Genomic DNA, 16463 nt, shown 5'->3' with positions numbered 1-16463 from the left:
CCGCTGCGGCGGGATCAGAGCCGCCCGTTGGCGCGCAGCAGCACGATCGCGCCGACCGTGCGCTGCCCGCGCCACTCCATCGCCGCCGCGGGGGAGTAGCTGGCGAAGTCGACGGTCCACCCGCCGTCCTCCTGCTGCCCGGCCTCCAGCCGGTCGAGGTCGGCCTCGACGACGGCCGGGTCGAGCAGCCGGCGCCCCGGGCCGCCCGGGAACGGCGCGAAGTCCAGCGGGCGCATGAACTCGTCGTCCGCGCCGCCGGCCACGTGCAGCAGCCCGTCGGCCGGGACGTGCGGGCGGAGCGCCTCGGCCCGCTCCGCTGCGGCCGCCGAGTGCGGCGCGGCGGCGTCCAGCAGCTGGACCGCGAAGGCGAGCTCCATGGCCTGCGGCTCGGGGCCGAGCTCGGCGACCGCGCGCAGGCAGAACTCGGTCGCCGTCGCGAGCCACGGGTGCGCCGCGACCGCCGGGTCGTGGGCCGCCACCCGGTACGCCGTCGCCGCGACCACCGCGGTGATCTGCAGCGACGACCGCCCCGGATCCGCACCGGCCCAGAACGGCGCGCACGCCGCCGGATCGGGCACCGGCAGGGCGAACGGCAGCCCGCCGTCGGGGAGCGCGACCCTCGCCAGCCAGTCGCACACCTCGGCGGCGCGCGGCGTCGTCGCGGGCGCGAGGTCGGCGAACGCCTCGAGCGCGTGCAGCGCCCCGCCGGGCTGGCTGGTGGCCGACCGCAGGTCGGGTTCCAGCCCCCAGCCGTAGCCGCCGTCGAGATTCCGATAGCCGTCCACGGCCGCGACGACGGCGTCCGGGTCGCCGCCGTCGACGAGCACGGCGAACCGGCGGCGGTCGAGCAGCCGGCCGTGCGCGGCCAGGAAGTCGCGGGCGGCGGCGAGGTCCACGGTCATGCGGGCATCCTGCCGCGGGCTACCGACGCTCCCGCCACACCGGCTCGGCGTCCGGCGGCAGCACGGCCGCCGACGTCCAGGGCGGCGAGCCCGGTGGCGCCACGGCGTCGACCGGGCCGTCCGGTGACCCGAGCCGCTGGAGGTAGGGCTCCGGGTCGGGCGCGGGCCGGCCCTCCGACGGGTCCCGCGGCCCGGCCAGCAGCCGGTGCGCGGTCTGTGCCAGCGACAGCTCGCCGTACCAGCCGCCGCCCTCCTCCCGCTGCCGGGCCAGGGCGGCCAGCACGGTCGCGGCCGCGAGGTAGCCGGTCGTGTGGTCGAGGGCCTGCGCGGGCAGTGCACCGGGCTCCTCCGGCGTCCCGCAGGTCGTGGCGATCCCGGTCGCGGCCTGCACCAGCGAGTCGAAGCCGCGCCGGCCCGCCCAGGGTCCCCGGGTTCCCCACGCGGACAGGCGGACCACCACCAGGTGCGGGTGCCGGTGCGCGAGCGCGGCCTGGTCCACCCCGAAGGCCTCCAGCGCGCCCGGCCGGTAGCCCTGCACGACGACGTCGGCGGTGCGGAGGAGCCCCTCGACCGTGCGCCGGTCGCCCGCGTCGGCCAGGTCCAGCACCACGTGCCGCTTGCCGACGCCGGTGTCGACCAGGCCCTCGCGCAGGTCCGGCAGGCGGGGCCCGTCCACGCGGAGCACGTCGGCACCGTGCGAGGCGAGGACCCGGGTGGCCACCGGCCCGGCGATCACCCGTGTCAGGTCCAGCACGCGCAGGCCGGGCAGCCCCGGGCGACGCGGCGGCGCCTCGGCGCTGCGGCGCAGCTCGAGCAGTGGCAGCGCCGTGACGGCCCGCCCTTGCGGCGAGGCGGCCCAGACCTCGGGCGTCCGGACGGCCGCTGCCGCACCGCCGGCGGCGACCACGGCCTCCTCGAGCTCCTCCGCCGGCCACTCCAGGGCTGCCCCGGCCACGGCGTCGACGTCGTCGGACCCGAGCACGGCGGCCGCCGCCGCGCGGTGGTGCGGGTAGTTGCCGTGCAGCCGCAGCCAGCCGTCGGCGGTGCGCCAGAACCGGGAGAGCGGCGCGAAGCCCAGACCCACCGGCCGGCCGCGCAGCCGCGCGTAGCGCTCGCTGCGGACGGCCAGGCCGACGTGCGCCGCGTCGAGGCGGACCGGCGCGGGCCCGCCGGTCAGCACCTGCGCAGCCGCCAGCTCGGCGGCGACCGCGCCGAGCACCAGGTCGCCGACCGCCAGCGGCCCGCCGAGGCCCGTCGTCCCGGTGACCTCGACCGGTGCCCGGAGCGGCACCCCGGTGGCCCGGGTCACCTCCTGCAGGAGCGCGTTCACCGGCCGGTGATCCGCACCGCCGGATCGGTGCACCAGGCCAGCACCGAGGGCCAGGAGCCGTACCCGGCCGGGAGGTCGAGGTGCCGTCCGCCCGGGACGACGTCGACGTCGACGCCGAACGGCTCGCCGTGGACGGCCGCGTGCCCGCCCGGGCAGTACTCGTCGTCGTCGGTGCCCACCAGCCGGACCGCCCGCGTGCCGTTCACCGGGGGCGCTCCGTCGGCGGGGGCGAACGCGGCGATCTCGGGGTGAGACCGGGTCACCGCGGGTGACGGCGGTGCGACGAGCAGCACCCGGTCCGGCTGCCGCGCGCCCAGGTCGGTCGTCCACCAGAGCAGGACGGCCAGGCTGTGGCAGACGAGCACCCGCTCCGCGCCCTCCAGCGCGGCGAGCTCGGACCGGAGCAGCGCCCGCCAGTCCTCGAGCCGTGGCTCGTCCGGCGAGGGGAACTGCGGGTAGCGCACGGTGTGCCCGTCGTCGGCCAGCCGCCCGGCCAGCCAGCGCTGCCAGTGCCCGTCCGGCCGGCGGTTCTCCCAGCCGTGCACGATCAGGAAGGCGGAGGTGCTCACACGGGCATCCCACCACCGGCGGTTCCACGTGGAACGGCGAGGGCGACGGTGAGCTCCAGGACGGTGCGGGGGTCCTCGAGCCGGCTGCCGTAGAGGTCGCGCAGCTGGCCCATCCGGTAGCGGACCGTCTGCGGGTGCACGAAGAGCTCGGCGGCCACCTGCTCGCGGCGGCCGTGGTGCAGCAGCCACGAGCGCAGCGTCTCGGTCAGCTTCTCCCGCGCGGCCGGCGCGAGATCGGCCAGCGGGGCCAGGACCCGGGCGCGCAGGTCGGCCAGCGCCTCGCCGTCGGCCAGGAGCACCAGCTCGGCCAGGCGTTCGTCGGTGTCCAGCGGCGCCTCGTCCGCGGCGGACAGCCTCAGCTCGACTGCGCGGACCGCGCGGTCGTAGGAGCCGGCCACCTCGCGCCAGGGACGCGGCGGCCCGACCACGGCGCCCCGGCCCTCCAGCGCCCGCAGCAGCGGCGCTCGCCTCGACCCCTCGGCGTCCGGCACGAGCAGCGCGGTGAGCTCGTGCTCCGCGGGCAGCCCGGGCAGCTCCTCGGTCACCTGCAGCGTCCGGGCGTCCAAGGACACGAGCGCGCCGCGCACCCGGTTCTGGGGGAGGACCACGGCGGTGAGCGTCGCGGGGGGCGACCAGTCGGCCCCCTCGGCCGCGGCGTCGAGCTCGTGCGGCGCGGCTCCCCCCACCAGCCGGCCGGCCAGCCGCTCGAGCAAGCGGCCGCGCACCCGCCCCTCGGTGGCGAGCTCGTCGGCGTGCCCCGCGACGCTGGCGGCCGAGAGGGCGTCGATGTAGGCGAACACCAGCTCGGCGAAGCGGGCCAGTGCCTCGACGCTCAGCCCGGCCGAGACCGCGGTCGTGCTCAGCCCCTGCCAAGAGACGCGGGCCCCCACCCGGTAGGCGGCCAGCAGCGCGACCATCGACCGCCCGTTGCGCGCCTCGCCCCGGCCGAGCTCGTACGCCCCCTCGAGCGCCGGGCCGATCGGCGTGCCAGCGTCGCCGCGGCTGCGGGTGGAGGCCAGCTCCAGGAAACCGGCCAGCGCCACCTCGACCGCCCCGCGGATGGTCCGGCCCATCGCGCCGCGGAACGCCGCCGAGTAGCTGGGCACCTCGTCGATGATCTCGGCGACCGCCCGCTCGGCGACCACGGGGAGGTGCGCGCGCATCGCCGAGGCCACCGGAGGGGGGAGGGTCGGCTCGTCACCGTTCATCACGCCACCTTTGTTCGCGGGGAACGAACAGCTGTCGGAGATTCACGTCCAGGGGCAGATTGTTATCGCGCCCGAACGGAAATGATGATGGCATGACGATGAGCGCCAAGCCCTCGGCGCCCGGCCGCTCCCCTCTGCTCGCGCTGCGCGACCGGGCGCTGCGGTTCGCCGAGATGGTGACCACGCCGCTGCTGCCGACCGACTACCTCGACCTGATCGACCCGCTGCGCTCCGGCGCCGACCTGCGCGGGCGGATCGTCGAGGTCCAGCACGAGACGCGCGACGCCGCCACCGTCGTCATCCGCCCCGGCCGCGGCTGGGCCGGCCACGTGCCCGGTCAGTACATCCGCCTCGGCGTCGACGTCGACGGGGTCCGCCTGTGGCGCGCCTACTCGGTCACCTCCCCCCTGGACCGCGCGGACGGCTGCATCAGCATCTGCGTGAAGGCCATCCCCGAGGGCAAGGTCAGCAACCACCTCGTGCACCGGGTGCAGCCCGGCACCGTGGTCCAGCTCGACCAGGCCACCGGCGAGTTCGTGCTGCCCGAACAGCGCCCGGCCCGCGCGCTGTTCGTCACCGCCGGCTCGGGGATCACCCCGGTGATGGGGATGCTGCGCAACCGCGCGCACGACGACGCGACCGACGTCGTCGTCGTCCACTCCGCCCCCACCCGGGACGACGTCATCTTCGGCGCCGAGCTGCGCCGGCTGGACGCCGAGGGCCGGATCCGCCTCGTCGAGCGGCACACCGACGTCGACGGGCTGCTCAAGCCGGCCGAGCTGGCCGAGCTGGTGCCCGACCTCGCCGAGCGCGCCACCTTCGCCTGCGGCCCGGTGGGGATGCTCGAGGCGCTCGAGGAGCACTGGGCGGCCGAGGGCATGGCCGAGCGGCTCTACACCGAGCGCTTCCGCCCGCGGGTCCTGGTGACCGGCGAGGGCGGCACCGTGACGTTCACGAAGAACGGCACCACCGTCGACGTCGACGGCGCCACGCCGATCCTCGACGCCGCCGAAGAGGCCGGCGTCCTCATGCCCAGCGGCTGCCGCATGGGCATCTGCTACGGGTGCGTCCTCCCCCTGCGCCAGGGCGCGGTGCGCGACCTGCGCAACGGCGAGGTGACCACCGCCGACGACGTCAACGACGGCGTCCTCGTCCAGACCTGCATCAGCGCCGCCGCCGGCGCCTGCGACATCGACCACTGAACCCCTCGAGCCACCCAGGAGCCCGGACATGACCGTCATCCAGAAGAAGCCCGAGAACCCGATCGCCCACCTCACCGCCGAGGACATCGAGCTCATCGGCAAGGAGCTCGACACCATCCGCCAGGAGGTGCGCGACAGCCTCGGCGAGAACGACGCCAAGTACATCCGCAAGGTCATCGACGTCCACCGCAAGATCGAGCTGGGCAGCCGCGCGGTGCTGCTCGCCTCGGGCTTCCCGCCGGCCTGGATCGTCGGGACCATCGGCCTGTCGGTCGCCAAGATCCTCGAGAACATGGAGATCGGGCACAACATCCTGCACGGGCAGTGGGACTGGATGCGCGACCCGAAGATCCACTCCACGACCTGGGAGTGGGACATGGCCAGCCCGGCCGACCAGTGGAAGCACTCGCACAACGAGCTGCACCACACGTACACGAACGTCGTCGGCAAGGACAACGACCTCGGCTACGGCATCATGCGCGTGGACGAGGACCAGCCGTGGACGCCGTTCCACCTGGGCCAGCCGGTGTGGAGCTTCATCAACGCCTGCTTCTTCGAGTACGGCATCGCCGCCTACGACCTCGAGCTCGGTGCGGTCATCGCCAAGAAGCAGACCAAGGACCCGGAGTTCCGCAAGCGCGCCAAGGCCGTGCTCGGCAAGATCGGCCGGCAGGTGCGCAAGGACTACGTCCTGCACCCGCTGCTGTCGGGCCCGAACTTCGTCTCCACGCTGGCCGCGAACTTCACCGCCAACATCGTGCGCAACCTCTGGTCGAACTCGGTGATCCTCTGCGGCCACTTCCCCGAGGGCGTGGAGACCTTCGAGAAGAAGTCGATCGAGGGCGAGACCCGCGGCGAGTGGTACCTGCGGCAGATGCTCGGCTCGGCCAACATCTCCGGCTCCAAGGCCATGCACATCATGACCGGGAACCTGTCGCACCAGATCGAGCACCACCTGTTCCCGGACCTGCCGAGCAACCGGTACGCCGAGATCGCGCCGAAGATCAAGGACATCTTCGACCGCTACGGGCTGAACTACCACTCCGCCCCGCTGCCCCAGCAGGTCGGCTCGGCCTGGCACAAGATCATCCGGCTGTCGCTGCCGAACGGCTGGCTGGACGCCACCAACCGGAAGAACCTGCCCTCGCAGCTGGGCAAGCTCTACCAGGCCGTGACCGGCGACCGCCGCACGCGCCGCCGCCTGCAGCAGGAGTGGACCGCGGCCGCCGCCGCCTGATCCGCACCCCTGCACGACCGAGGCCCAGGACCGATCCGGTCCTGGGCCTCGGTGCGTCCCGGCGCTAGAAGTTCAGCCGGAGCAGCGTCGCGGGGTCCGCGATCGGCACCTCCCACACCGGTCCGGCGCCGTCGGGGTCGATCACCTGGCCGGCCTTGAGGAACGCCGCCACCTGCGTCTGCCCCTGGATGGCCTGCCCGGGGAAGCCGCCCAGGTCGAGCAGGAACGAGTGCGGGTTGGCGCCGCGCTGCGCGGTCCGGTCGTTGCGGTACAGGCTGGTGCGCGACCAGAGGTCCCCCGCGTCGACGAGCGTGTACGACGTCGGGTTGGGGACCGTCCGGTCACCGTAGGCCACCTGCACCAGCACCCGCTCGGGCTCGATCAGCGGGGCGAAGGTCTCCGGGCTGCCCGGCCGGGTGAGCCACGTCGACTTCGCGAGGTAGTCCTGGATGGCCAGCGCCCCGGGCACGGTGGCGGTCACCGGGCCCTCACCGCGCAGCGGCAGCTGCTCGGTGAAGTACGGCCGGGCCGGGTCCGTGCTCCCGTTGAGCAGCCCGGCCGCGGCCAGCGACTGCGCCGTGAGCCCACGGAAGGACGGCGACAGCCGCGCGATCTCCGTGACCGGACCGCCGGGCACGTTCAGCACGGAGCGGGCGATCTTCGGGTCGGCGCCGGTGAGCATGGTGCCGTAGATGCCACCGAAGCTCTGGCCGAAGTAGGTCACCCCCTTGCCGGACAGATCGGCGGTGCCGTTGCCGTCGACGTCCGAGCCGCCCAGGGAGCGGACCAGCGTCATGATGTCGGCCGCGGTCTGCCGCAGCGCGTCGCGCGAGGACGCGGCGGCCGCAGCCCCGGTCGCCGACGAGCCCTCGGTGCTCCCGATGGCGGTGTCGGGGTCGTCCTGGTCCACCCCGCGGCCGTACGCGGGGAGGGTCGTCGTCGTCCCGTTGCTGGTGACCTGCCACGTGCTGCCGGGTCCGAACCCGTGACCGACCACGTCGGTGCCGATCGTCGCGACGCCGCTGGCGGCGTTGACCGTCGCGGCGAGGAAGACCGAGGTGTTCGAGGCGGTGAAGCCGTGCCCGAAGACGGCGGTCGGCCAGCCGTCGGCCGGGGCGCTGCCCGGCGGGAGGACGGCGACGAACGGCAGCCGGGCGGCGCTCACGGGAAGCGGACCGAGGTCGCGGGTGGGGGTCTGGCGGATGGTGACGTCCGGCCGCAGCCAGTTCGGCGCGAGGTACGAGCCGAAGACCACCCTGCTGCCCGCAGGGAGCTGGTCGGTGGGCACGGCCGCCGGCGCGGGATCGACCGGCCCCGCGTCGGCCTGGTAGGCCACCGCCGTGCCGCTGCTCTTCCCGACCGGGAACACCCCGTCCACCTTCAGGCCGGGCCGGATGCCGACGGCGCTCAGCGCCCGCCCACCGACGTCGATCTGCCGCTGGAGGTCCTGGAGCCCGTCGGTGGCGCTGAGGGTCGTGAAGGTGTCCTGGGCGGCCTTGGTGGCCGGCCCGCCCTGCACCTTGAGCGTGTAGGTCGTGCCGGGGGCCAGCTGCTCGGCCGGGTGCGCGTAGAGGGTGGAGGTCGCCTGGTCGTAGACGACGCGGTCCACGCCGGTCCGCCAGCCGCCGCGCGCGGCCTGCACGGTGACCTGCTGCGCGGCCTGCACCGGGTCGACGGGCTTCGAGAAGCGGATCGCGATCCGCGGGTCCAGGTCGAACCCGTCGAGCTGGTCGAGCCGCTCCACCAGGCCGCAGGTGACGGCCGGCCCGCAGCCCTCGGCCGGCAGGTTCACCCGCAGGCCGGTGAGCTGGGCGCGGTCGGGCACGGTGAGCGAGTTGCTCGGGAACAGCGAGACCGGCTCGGCCTTGCTGGGGGCGGCCACGGCCGACGGGGCGGTGGCGGCGAAGGTCGCGCTGAGCGCGAGCGCGGCGACGACGGACGTCGTCGTCCGTCGCCTGGCACGAGAGGGCACGGGTACTCCTCGGTATCGGGGCCCTCTTCCTAGCTGAGGGTGACCGCCGCCACAACACCGGGTTCCTGAGCTCGGCTCACCACCGGTTCCGGGCCTCCTCCGCCCAGCCGACGAGGCCGTCCAGCGGCACCCGCTCGCCGTCCTCGGTCGTGGCCCAGCCGCTGAACTCGCCGAAGCACTGGTGGGTCTCCGAGGCGATGATCCCCAGGTTCATCCGCGCCACGCGCTCGTGGAACGGGTGGAACCGCGCCTCCACGGTCCGGCCGCTGATCCGCCACGGCCGCAGCCAGTCCGCCCGGTCGTACTCCCAGCGCAGTTCCTCGCCGATCCGGTGCAGCCGCCCGTCGACCAGCAGCGCGTTCTCGGTCGTGCCCGTGCCGTCGGTCCACTTCCCGCCCACGGTGAACCCGCGCCCGCCCGCGGCGCTGCCGGCCGCCCAGTTCCACGTGATCGCGTACGGCCACCTGCCGCGACCGGAGTCGAGCACGGCGAACGCCCCCTCGCCCACCGGCACCTCGACGCCGCGGACGGCCAGCCGCCCGGCGACCGGCCGGGCGACGTCCTTGACCGTGTACTGGAACCGCTTCGCGCTCCACGGGACGACGACGCCGAGGCTCTCGGTGGACGGCGCCACCTCCAGGTCCACGGCGACGTCGGGCCCGGTGGCGCGCAGCGTCGTCGACCCTGCCGAGGCCTCGAACGCCAGCGCGAGCTCCCGGCCGCGGCCGGAGCCCGTGCCGGTCAGCTCCGGGAGCTGCACGCCGCGGGCCAGCGGGACGACGTCGTCGTGGGCGATCTCCTCACCGGTGGCGCGGTCGAACAGGTAGAGGGAGAGCAGGGCGGCGTAGTCCAGCGAGGAGACGACCAGGCCCAGCACGTGGGTGGGGGTGACGACACCCCAGTACTCCCAGCGCTTGGTGCGGCCCCACCCGCGGAGATTGGCGCGGTGCAGCGGCCGGCGGGTCCACCCGACCGCGGCCGGGTTCAGCCGCCCGTCGGGGCCGCACAGGTCGACGGGCTCGGTGATCTCGCGCTCGGGCACGGGCTGGGACGCTAGCGAGCGGTGTTTCCCGTGGAACCACCACCGGCCGCGTCGACGCGGAGAGCCCCAGGACCGTGGCGGTCCTGGGGCTCTCGGGTTGTGGGGCGACGCGCGATCGTCACCGCTCGCGACAGGATGCGTCACCGGTGACAGCGGCGTGTCGTTTTTCCACAGGCTCGGTGACAGGTGCTGTCGTAGAGACGTGGTCATCGACTACGCGCCGACGCCAGGGCTTTCGCTGCTCAGGCGGAGTGGAGACTCAACTGAGTCTCAGAGCCACTTCTTCGCCATGGCAAGCGCGCCTCTTGCTACATCGAGGTAGTCCTCGCGGCGACGGTCCTGCGGTGGGAGGACCTCCATCTTGTCCAACACTTGTCCAGCGTTGAGTAACGCAGCGGCGGCATGGCCCGCAGCCGCGCGCTTCTTTGGTGAGCGCGCCTGGGTCTGTTTCTGCATCTGCGCGGTCAGGGAGCCCAACTTCTTGCGAAGCGCCTCCGCTTCGTACCGATAACGATCAGCCCGACCTCGCGCCAGGAACCCCATCTTCGGCGTTGACGAAGGGGAGCGTCCTGCGAGCGCATGACCAGCCTTGGTGATGGGTGCAACGTCGCCGGTGTCATCGAAGAGGAAGAGGGCGATCCCAGTGTTGTTGGCGTACGTCAGGGCCTGCTGCGTGTAGTCGGTTGCGTAGAACAGCGCTTCGGCTTGGTGTGCCGTCGCGACCCCGTGCAGTGCCTGCACAGCAGGTCTGCCCGTCTTGGACCATTGGAACTTGACCTGGGCGACCGCGCCGGTTGCCACGACGTCCAGGCCACCGTCTGCGCCTGCGGCTGTGACGCGCGCGTCCTCGAAGCCGAGCCGTCGCATGTGCGAGGCAGCCAAGCGTTCGGCGTCCTGCCAAGTGTTGATGACCGCATTCGACGCTGGGTTAGCACTGTCAGCCCGGTGCACGGAGACGTAGACGCCTGGAGCAATCGGTCTCGCAGGCTCCTGGCCGTCATAACGACGAGAAGTCACCGACTTCCTCCGAAGACGCCGTCCATCTGCTCGATCTCACCTTCACATCTTGATGGGGCTTGGTATGGCTCACGGCCCTTAGGTAGGGGTCAAGGCTGCCGACGTTATGCAGCGGGTGGGGTATGGCGTCGTGGGCGCTCGACTCGAAGGTCTCGGATCTTGGGCCCGACGCCGTCTGAGGACGTGAGACCGCGCTTGTTCAGGTTCTTGATCGCCTGGCGCACCCACGTCTCGCGAGCCAGGCCCAACCAGGTCTTCCCATAGATGTCGTAAGGGTGGTCGAGGAGGCGGAAGGAGGACTCGCGTTCGAGCAGGTCCAGCAGGTTGCGCTCGATCGCTGCTATCCCAGCTGCCTTGAGCCGCTCCTCATCCGCGGCAAGAAGATCGTCGGTCTTAAACAGGACGGAGTCCTGGTCTTCGTCGCCCTCTTCCTCGAACTGGACCTTGCGCCACTCCCGCTGGGCCTGGGCGAGGGCGTCTGCGAAGACCCAGACGCCATAGGGGCTGCGCGTCGTGAATACGAGGTGGTACAGCGGCAGGTGCCCTTTGCGGGTGTGGACTGGGACTGAGATGACGGTGCTGTTCGTGTCGCGGCCAAGACGCACGGCGTACTCGTCGACGACCGCTTGGACTGCGGTTTCGGTATCTCCGGTGGCGTTACAGGTTCCGAGGAAGGTGTCCCTCCACCACGTACCCAGCGCGATGTCCAGGCGGGGAAGTGCGCTTCGGTCCTTGGCGCCGGACTTCAACTGGCCTGCGATGTGACGGATGGCCTTGTCGCTGAGGTTGAGGAGGACCTCGGTGGGAGGTCTGACGGCAGAGCGCTGGCCAGTCATGGCGCCCACGAGCGTCGGGTAGGGCAGGGGAACCCCGAATGGGTCCAGGAACATGAACAGAGGTGCACCGGTGGCGCGATGGATGGTGCTCTCGATGTGTTCCTCGACGGAGCCGTGTAGGGCAGCGCACCGGACGCCCTGCGCTCGGAACCCTTGAGTGATCTTGTCCAGCGCCTCGAAGGATTTGCGGTCCTTTTCGACGAAGACGCAATCAAGAATTCTGTTTGGCAACTGCTTCCTCGCGGTTGCCATCGCCAGGAGGGGCGAACCCGGTGTGCCGTCGGCGTAGCGACCGGCTCCCGCATAGCCGTCGAAGAAGACCACCCGTCCGTTCGCGCTTGTTGACCCCGTCATGCCGAGGAACGGGGCAACATACTGGGCCAATAGCGCATGCTTCAGTACCGCCGGGGCCTTGCGCTCCGCAAAGAATCCCGAGCCGCTTCCTGCGGCCATGCCACCCCCTGGGTCAGGCGGGCAGCGGCCCGCACGACCTAACGGTGACACAGAGCACCGACATGCCGCCCCCGACAGACCGCCCGGTGGGGATCCAGGGAAGCCGGTGAGCGGGACAGGGAGGACGATCTACGGCGCGGTCTTGATCATCGATCGCGGTGGCATCTCGTCGTGGACGCGGCCGTCAAGGGTTCTCCCGTTGGCCTTCGGTGTCCTGCCGCCCCATTGCTTGAAGAAGAAGGGGACGCTGGCCTCTGAGCATGCATCTCGAAGGCCGGTAACCCAGTGGGAGTCCATGGGGCGGTGACGGGGGCCCGACTCCCCTCCTGCGATCACCCAGTCGATGCCATCGAGGTCGATGCCGTCGAGCGGCCCGAGCAGCGGTTCGCACGAGAGGAAGCGGACGGCGGCCGGAACTTGGCGCAGGTCGTCGATGCGGTTCATGGCGTCGGCATTCTCGACGCTGACACCAACCCACAGGTTCTCGGGCCAGTCCAACTGGTCGGCAACCTTGCGGAGCCGGGACGACCGCTTGGTCAGCAACTGGTAGGTGTGCTGTGGGGTGTCTGCGATCACGCGCAGCACTTGCCGCACGAAGCCGATGGGCACCCTTGCGTGCAACAGGTCGCTCATGCTGTTCACGAAGACAAGGCGAGGCTGCTTCCACGAGTACGGCGTCATGAGGGCGTCCGGGTGCACCGCAACCCCGAAGCCCGGTCCGCTAGTCCGAGGGTCGCCGTCCTTCTGGTACTTGGTCGCCCCCATCGCCTTCAACCGGCGGGAGAGGGTCAGCGCATAGCAGTTGTCACACCCGACGGACACCTTGTCGCACCCTGTTGAGGGGTTCCAGGTGACCTCGGTCCACTCAATGGTGGTTCCGGCAGCCAAGCCCACTCACCCCCCAACGATCGCTGCGTGGACGCTAACGCCCCGTCGCCGCGCATGGCCGATCTGGTCGGAGTACCCGGCGGACGACTCGCGAGCCACGTCGAGGGTAGCGTAGATCGAACAAACGTTCGATACCGACCTTCGCAGGCCCGCACCCATCCCCGGTTGGCTCACCCTGAAGCGGTCAGACCACCGTCGCTGCGTAGCAGTTGGCCGTTGATCCACCCGCCGCGGGCTGAGCGCAGAAAGGTGACTACAGCCGCGATGTCGTCACGCGTTCCCACACGAGGTCGAGCGCGATCGCGCCACCGATCCCAGCCGTCCGGCTGGCTCCCGTCACGAGTGCGACCGGGCGAGGCTCGATGACCCGATGTCAGTCACTCCGTCAGTTCAACAGAGTCAAGGGGCAAGCGGCCCCAGACCCGCCGGACGCCCGCGGTCCATGACTCGGCGTATGGAGTTGGCCAGTGCGCTTCGTGGCTTCTGCTCAGTTGACCCAGAGGTAATGTCCGGTTGGTAGGCAGGGACGCCCTGCTTCGCGGGGAGGTCCAGGGGTGTCCAAGGCCGGTGCGGAGGTCGTTGTTCGACGGTTGGTCTTACGAGACACCGTCCGAACGGAAGCGGACGTACAGGCCGACATCTACGCCCTGCTAACGGGTTCGCTGAACTTGCAGCCCGATCAGGTGGTCCGCCTTGAGGTGCCCACAGGGGACGGCACCAGGAGGCGCCTCGATGTCGCCGTCGGGCACTGCGTCATCGAAGTCAAGAAGGATCTGCGTCCTGGTGGAATCCGTCGGGACGCCGAGATCCAGTTGGCTGGGTACGTAGTCGATCGCACGGCCCTCCACCAGCGCCGCTACGTTGGAGTCCTTACTGACGGCACGGAATGGGTGCTCTACGACCTCCGGGACGACAAACTCGTCCCCGTCGCCACGCTCATCGCGAGCGCGGCTGACCCGGAGAGACTGCTGGACTGGCTGGAGGCCATTCTCGCCACCGAATCCGGGGTGACGCCGTCACCGGAGGAGATCGACCAGCGCCTCGGAGCCGGGTCCCCTGCGCACCTGCTGGACCACGCTGCGCTGATGGCTCTGTACGACAAGGGCCAGGACTTGCCCGAGGTTCGGATGAAACGGACCTTGTGGGCGCGACTGCTCCGCACGGCGTTCGGGTCTGCGTTCCGCAACGATGACTCGACATTCATCGACCACACCCTCCTCGTGATGACGGCCGAAGTCATCGCGCACGCCGTGGTTGGCATCGACGTATCGGCGGCCAGCGACATCACACCTACCGCGCTGATCTCCGGCACGGCCTTCGAGGAGTCTCAAGTCCGAGGCGTGGTGGAGGCAGACTTCTTCGACTGGCTCCTGAACGTCGACGGGGGTGAGGCGTTCATTAGAACTCTGGCCGACCGCATCTCCCGGTTCGACTGGTCGCATGTCGAGCACGACGTGCTCAAGCACCTCTACGAGTCGGTCATCACCGCCGAAGACCGGGCGAGCCTGGGGGAGTACTACACCCCCGACTGGCTGGCCGATCGCATGGTCGATGCCACGGTGAGCGACCCTTTGAACCAGCGAGTGCTCGACCCGTCCTGTGGTTCGGGAACCTTCGTCTTTCATGCCGCTCGCGCCTTCCTCGCGGCCGCTGAAGCGGCCGAGATGCCGACCGGGAAGGCCGTGGCCGAACTGACAACTCGGGTCATTGGCATGGAGATCCATCCAGTCGCGGTGACCCTCGCCCGCGTCACCTACTTGCTGGCCATCGGCTCCGACCGGCTGAGTGCACCCGACCGTCCGGCCTTCTCCGTTCCCGTGTACCTCGGCGATTCCTTGCAGTGGGAACAGAACAAGGATCTGTTTCGTAGCGACGACCACGTCTCCATCAGCACCACGACCGATGAACTCACCGGCGAGGGTGGCGGTGGGCTCTACGGCGCTGAGAACTTGGTCTTCCCGCGCTCAGTTCTTCACGACGCGGGCGCGTTCGACCGACTGGTGTCCGAGATGGCGGACAAGGCGCTAGACACAAGCAAGAGCCTCGACCGGACCCTTGTGGACCCCATCCTCCGGCGATACGGCATCGACGACGCAGATCGGCAAACGCTCAGAGAGACCTTCTCGGTCATGCGCCTGCTCGCAAGTACCGGCAGGAACCACATCTGGGGCTACTACGTCCGCAACCTCATCCGACCGATCTGGCTCGCCGAGCCCGACAACCGGGTGGACGTCCTCATCGGCAACCCACCCTGGCTGCGCTACTCGAAGATGACCGCCGCGATGCAGGACCGCTACAAGATGCTCTGCGAGCCACGCCAACTGCTCTCCGGCGGGCTCGGCGCCTCCGGTCGAGACCTCTCGACCCTGTTCGTGGTGCGGGCCGTCGAGTTGTACCTGCGCACGGGCGGCACGTTCGCCTTCGTCATGCCGCACGGAACCCTCACCCGCCTTCCGCACACCGGCTTCCGCTCCGGACGCTGGTCCCCGAACAACGCACAGACAGCCAGCCTCGATGTCGCGTTCGACGTGCCCTGGGACCTCTCCAAGGCACCAACAGGCTTCCCGATGGTGTCTTGCGTCGTCCGAGGAGACCACACCAGCGGTTCTGGACGGCGCATGACAACGGAGGTCCTCCGATGGACCGCTCGACTGTCGTCGCCCAGCGGGACCTGGGCCGACGTCGCAGACCGGTTCACCATCGAGCCCGGCTCGGTCCAGGCCATCGATTCGACGACTGACATCCCGTCTTCGCCCTACAAGCGGCTGTTCCGCCAGGGGGCCATCTTCGTGCCCCGAGTGTTGTTCGTGGCCGAGGACGCAGCAGCAGGACCGCTGGGCGCTGGAGCGGGGCGACGCCGGGTCAAGTCGCGGCGCACCACGACAGAGAAGCCGCCTTGGAGAAACGTCGAAACGATCGAGCGGCCGGTGGAGTCGGACTATGTTCGGCCGATCCATTTGGGCGAGACCCTGGTTCCTTACCGTCTGCTCGAACCTCTGCTGGCGGTCTTGCCGGTCCGTACCGACCGGCTGATGGTCCGCGGAGAGATTGATGACCATCCCGGATTGGCGTCGTGGTGGGAGGAAGCCGAAGCGCGGTGGGAGGCCAACAAATCCAAGAGCGACAAGTCGGCGCTCTTGGATCGTCTTGACTTTCATGGGCAGTTGTCTGCTCAACTGCCCACAGCCGGGCACCGTGTCGTCTACTCCGCATCCGGAAACACGCTTGCTGCGGCGCGTCTGGAGGACCCCAGCACGCTGATTGAGCACAAGTTGTACTGGGCGCCGGTCCGGTCCATCGGGGAGGGTCGTTACCTCACCGGCATTCTCAACTCGCGGACGCTTCTTGACCGCGTGACACCGCTCCAGGCGCTGGGTTTGTTTGGCCCGCGCGACTTCGACAAGAACGTCTTCAGCGTTCCGTTTCCGGCTTTCGACGAGTCGAACCCCGACCATCGCGAACTCATCGCTCGGGTGGCCGACGCGGAAGGCGTCGCGGCGACGGTGAGCCTCGAACCCGACTTCAAGAAGACCCGAGCGGCCGTTCGCTCGGGTCTACTGGCCGCGGGCATCGCCGAGGTCATCGAAAAGGTCGTTGGGCGGATCCTGCCCGCTGTGGTATAGCGGGTGTCGGACGACCGCGGCCAACAGGCACGGTCCTGCTCGGGGCCGCAGCAGCCACCGGTGTAGTCATCGTCGGGACGTCTCCCCCTTCGGCCATTTCCAGGACAGCCGTGCGGACAGTAGCCAACCCTGAGTGAACATCTCCCGGGTATAGCGACGGATCGCCGCTCTCGGTCGCAGGGCC

Annotated in this window: 12 protein-coding genes; 3 read left to right on the top strand and 9 right to left on the bottom strand. The window is 70.7% G+C overall.

Annotated features, from left to right (window positions below; translation table 11 throughout):
• Positions 1–14: 14 nt before the first annotated feature.
• Genes DQ241_RS01015 through DQ241_RS01000 form a run of 4 tightly spaced genes read right to left on the bottom strand, consistent with a single transcriptional unit; the run spans position 15 to position 4009 of the window.
• Positions 15–902, bottom strand: a complete 888-nt coding sequence (locus DQ241_RS01015; RefSeq protein WP_113828247.1) for a hypothetical protein — start codon at positions 900–902, stop codon at positions 15–17.
• 19 nt (positions 903–921) lie between these two features.
• Positions 922–2232, bottom strand: coding sequence for a CoA transferase (locus DQ241_RS01010; protein WP_113828245.1), 1311 nt, complete (start codon positions 2230–2232; stop codon positions 922–924).
• The gene (locus DQ241_RS01005; protein ID WP_113828243.1) at positions 2229–2801 is read right to left on the bottom strand and encodes an alpha/beta hydrolase; all 573 of its coding nucleotides are present in this window, start codon (positions 2799–2801) and stop codon (positions 2229–2231) included. Before DQ241_RS01005 ends, DQ241_RS01010 begins: the two co-directional genes overlap by 4 nt.
• A complete protein-coding gene (locus tag DQ241_RS01000) occupies positions 2798–4009 on the bottom strand; it encodes a CdaR family transcriptional regulator (protein WP_113828241.1) in 1212 nt (403 codons plus the stop codon). Before DQ241_RS01000 ends, DQ241_RS01005 begins: the two co-directional genes overlap by 4 nt.
• Before the next feature lie 98 nt (positions 4010–4107).
• Here DQ241_RS01000 and DQ241_RS00995 point away from each other — a divergent pair, with 98 nt between their 5' ends.
• Positions 4108–5211 carry a ferredoxin reductase gene (locus DQ241_RS00995; protein WP_233492130.1) on the top strand — a complete coding sequence of 368 codons (1104 nt, stop codon included), beginning with the start codon at positions 4108–4110 and terminating at the stop codon, positions 5209–5211.
• Between the two features lie 28 nt (positions 5212–5239).
• The gene (locus DQ241_RS00990) at positions 5240–6448 is read left to right on the top strand and encodes an acyl-CoA desaturase (protein ID WP_113828237.1); all 1209 of its coding nucleotides are present in this window, start codon (positions 5240–5242) and stop codon (positions 6446–6448) included.
• A gap of 64 nt (positions 6449–6512) precedes the next feature.
• On the opposite strand, the gene DQ241_RS00985 is transcribed toward DQ241_RS00990, so the two are convergent.
• The 5 genes from DQ241_RS00985 to DQ241_RS00965 all read right to left on the bottom strand — a co-directional run bounded on the left by DQ241_RS00985 (position 6513) and on the right by DQ241_RS00965 (position 12656).
• A complete protein-coding gene (locus DQ241_RS00985) occupies positions 6513–8420 on the bottom strand; it encodes an Ig-like domain-containing protein (protein WP_113828235.1) in 1908 nt (635 codons plus the stop codon).
• A gap of 76 nt (positions 8421–8496) precedes the next feature.
• Positions 8497–9462 (bottom strand): DUF2804 domain-containing protein, encoded by a 966-nt coding sequence (locus tag DQ241_RS00980; protein ID WP_199583953.1) that lies wholly within the window; start codon positions 9460–9462, stop codon positions 8497–8499.
• Between the two features lie 270 nt (positions 9463–9732).
• Positions 9733–10413 (bottom strand): restriction endonuclease, encoded by a 681-nt coding sequence (locus DQ241_RS00975; RefSeq protein ID WP_147252308.1) that lies wholly within the window; start codon positions 10411–10413, stop codon positions 9733–9735.
• 170 nt (positions 10414–10583) lie between these two features.
• Positions 10584–11768, bottom strand: a complete 1185-nt coding sequence (gene tcmP, locus DQ241_RS00970; RefSeq protein ID WP_113828229.1) for a three-Cys-motif partner protein TcmP — start codon at positions 11766–11768, stop codon at positions 10584–10586.
• 129 nt (positions 11769–11897) lie between these two features.
• Entirely contained in the window at positions 11898–12656 is a 759-nt protein-coding gene (locus tag DQ241_RS00965; protein WP_113828880.1) for a DUF5131 family protein, read from the bottom strand.
• A 554-nt stretch (positions 12657–13210) separates the two neighbouring features.
• On the opposite strand from DQ241_RS00965, the gene DQ241_RS00960 reads away from it, so the two are divergent.
• On the top strand, positions 13211–16279 hold the full coding sequence (locus DQ241_RS00960; RefSeq protein WP_113828227.1) for an N-6 DNA methylase: 3069 nt from the start codon (positions 13211–13213) through the stop codon (positions 16277–16279).
• Positions 16280–16463 lie beyond the last annotated feature (184 nt).

Origin of the sequence: Blastococcus sp. TF02A-30 (genome assembly GCF_003319185.1) — a bacterium.
Lineage (GTDB): Bacteria > Actinomycetota > Actinomycetes > Mycobacteriales > Geodermatophilaceae > Blastococcus.
Note: the sequence above shows the minus strand (reverse complement) of the source record. Positions and strands in the feature narration are given on the sequence as shown.

Bases quoted from the DNA above. Each gene is read 5' to 3' on its own strand.
- DQ241_RS01015 (WP_113828247.1), bottom strand. From the start codon at position 902: ATGACCGTGGACCTCGCCGCCGCCCGCGACTTCCTGGCCGCGCACGGC.
- DQ241_RS01000 (WP_113828241.1), bottom strand. From the start codon at position 4,009: ATGAACGGTGACGAGCCGACCCTCCCCCCTCCGGTGGCCTCGGCGATG.
- DQ241_RS00995 (WP_233492130.1), top strand. From the start codon at position 4,108: ATGAGCGCCAAGCCCTCGGCGCCCGGCCGCTCCCCTCTGCTCGCGCTG.
- DQ241_RS00990 (WP_113828237.1), top strand. From the start codon at position 5,240: ATGACCGTCATCCAGAAGAAGCCCGAGAACCCGATCGCCCACCTCACC.
- tcmP (WP_113828229.1), bottom strand. From the start codon at position 11,768: ATGGCCGCAGGAAGCGGCTCGGGATTCTTTGCGGAGCGCAAGGCCCCG.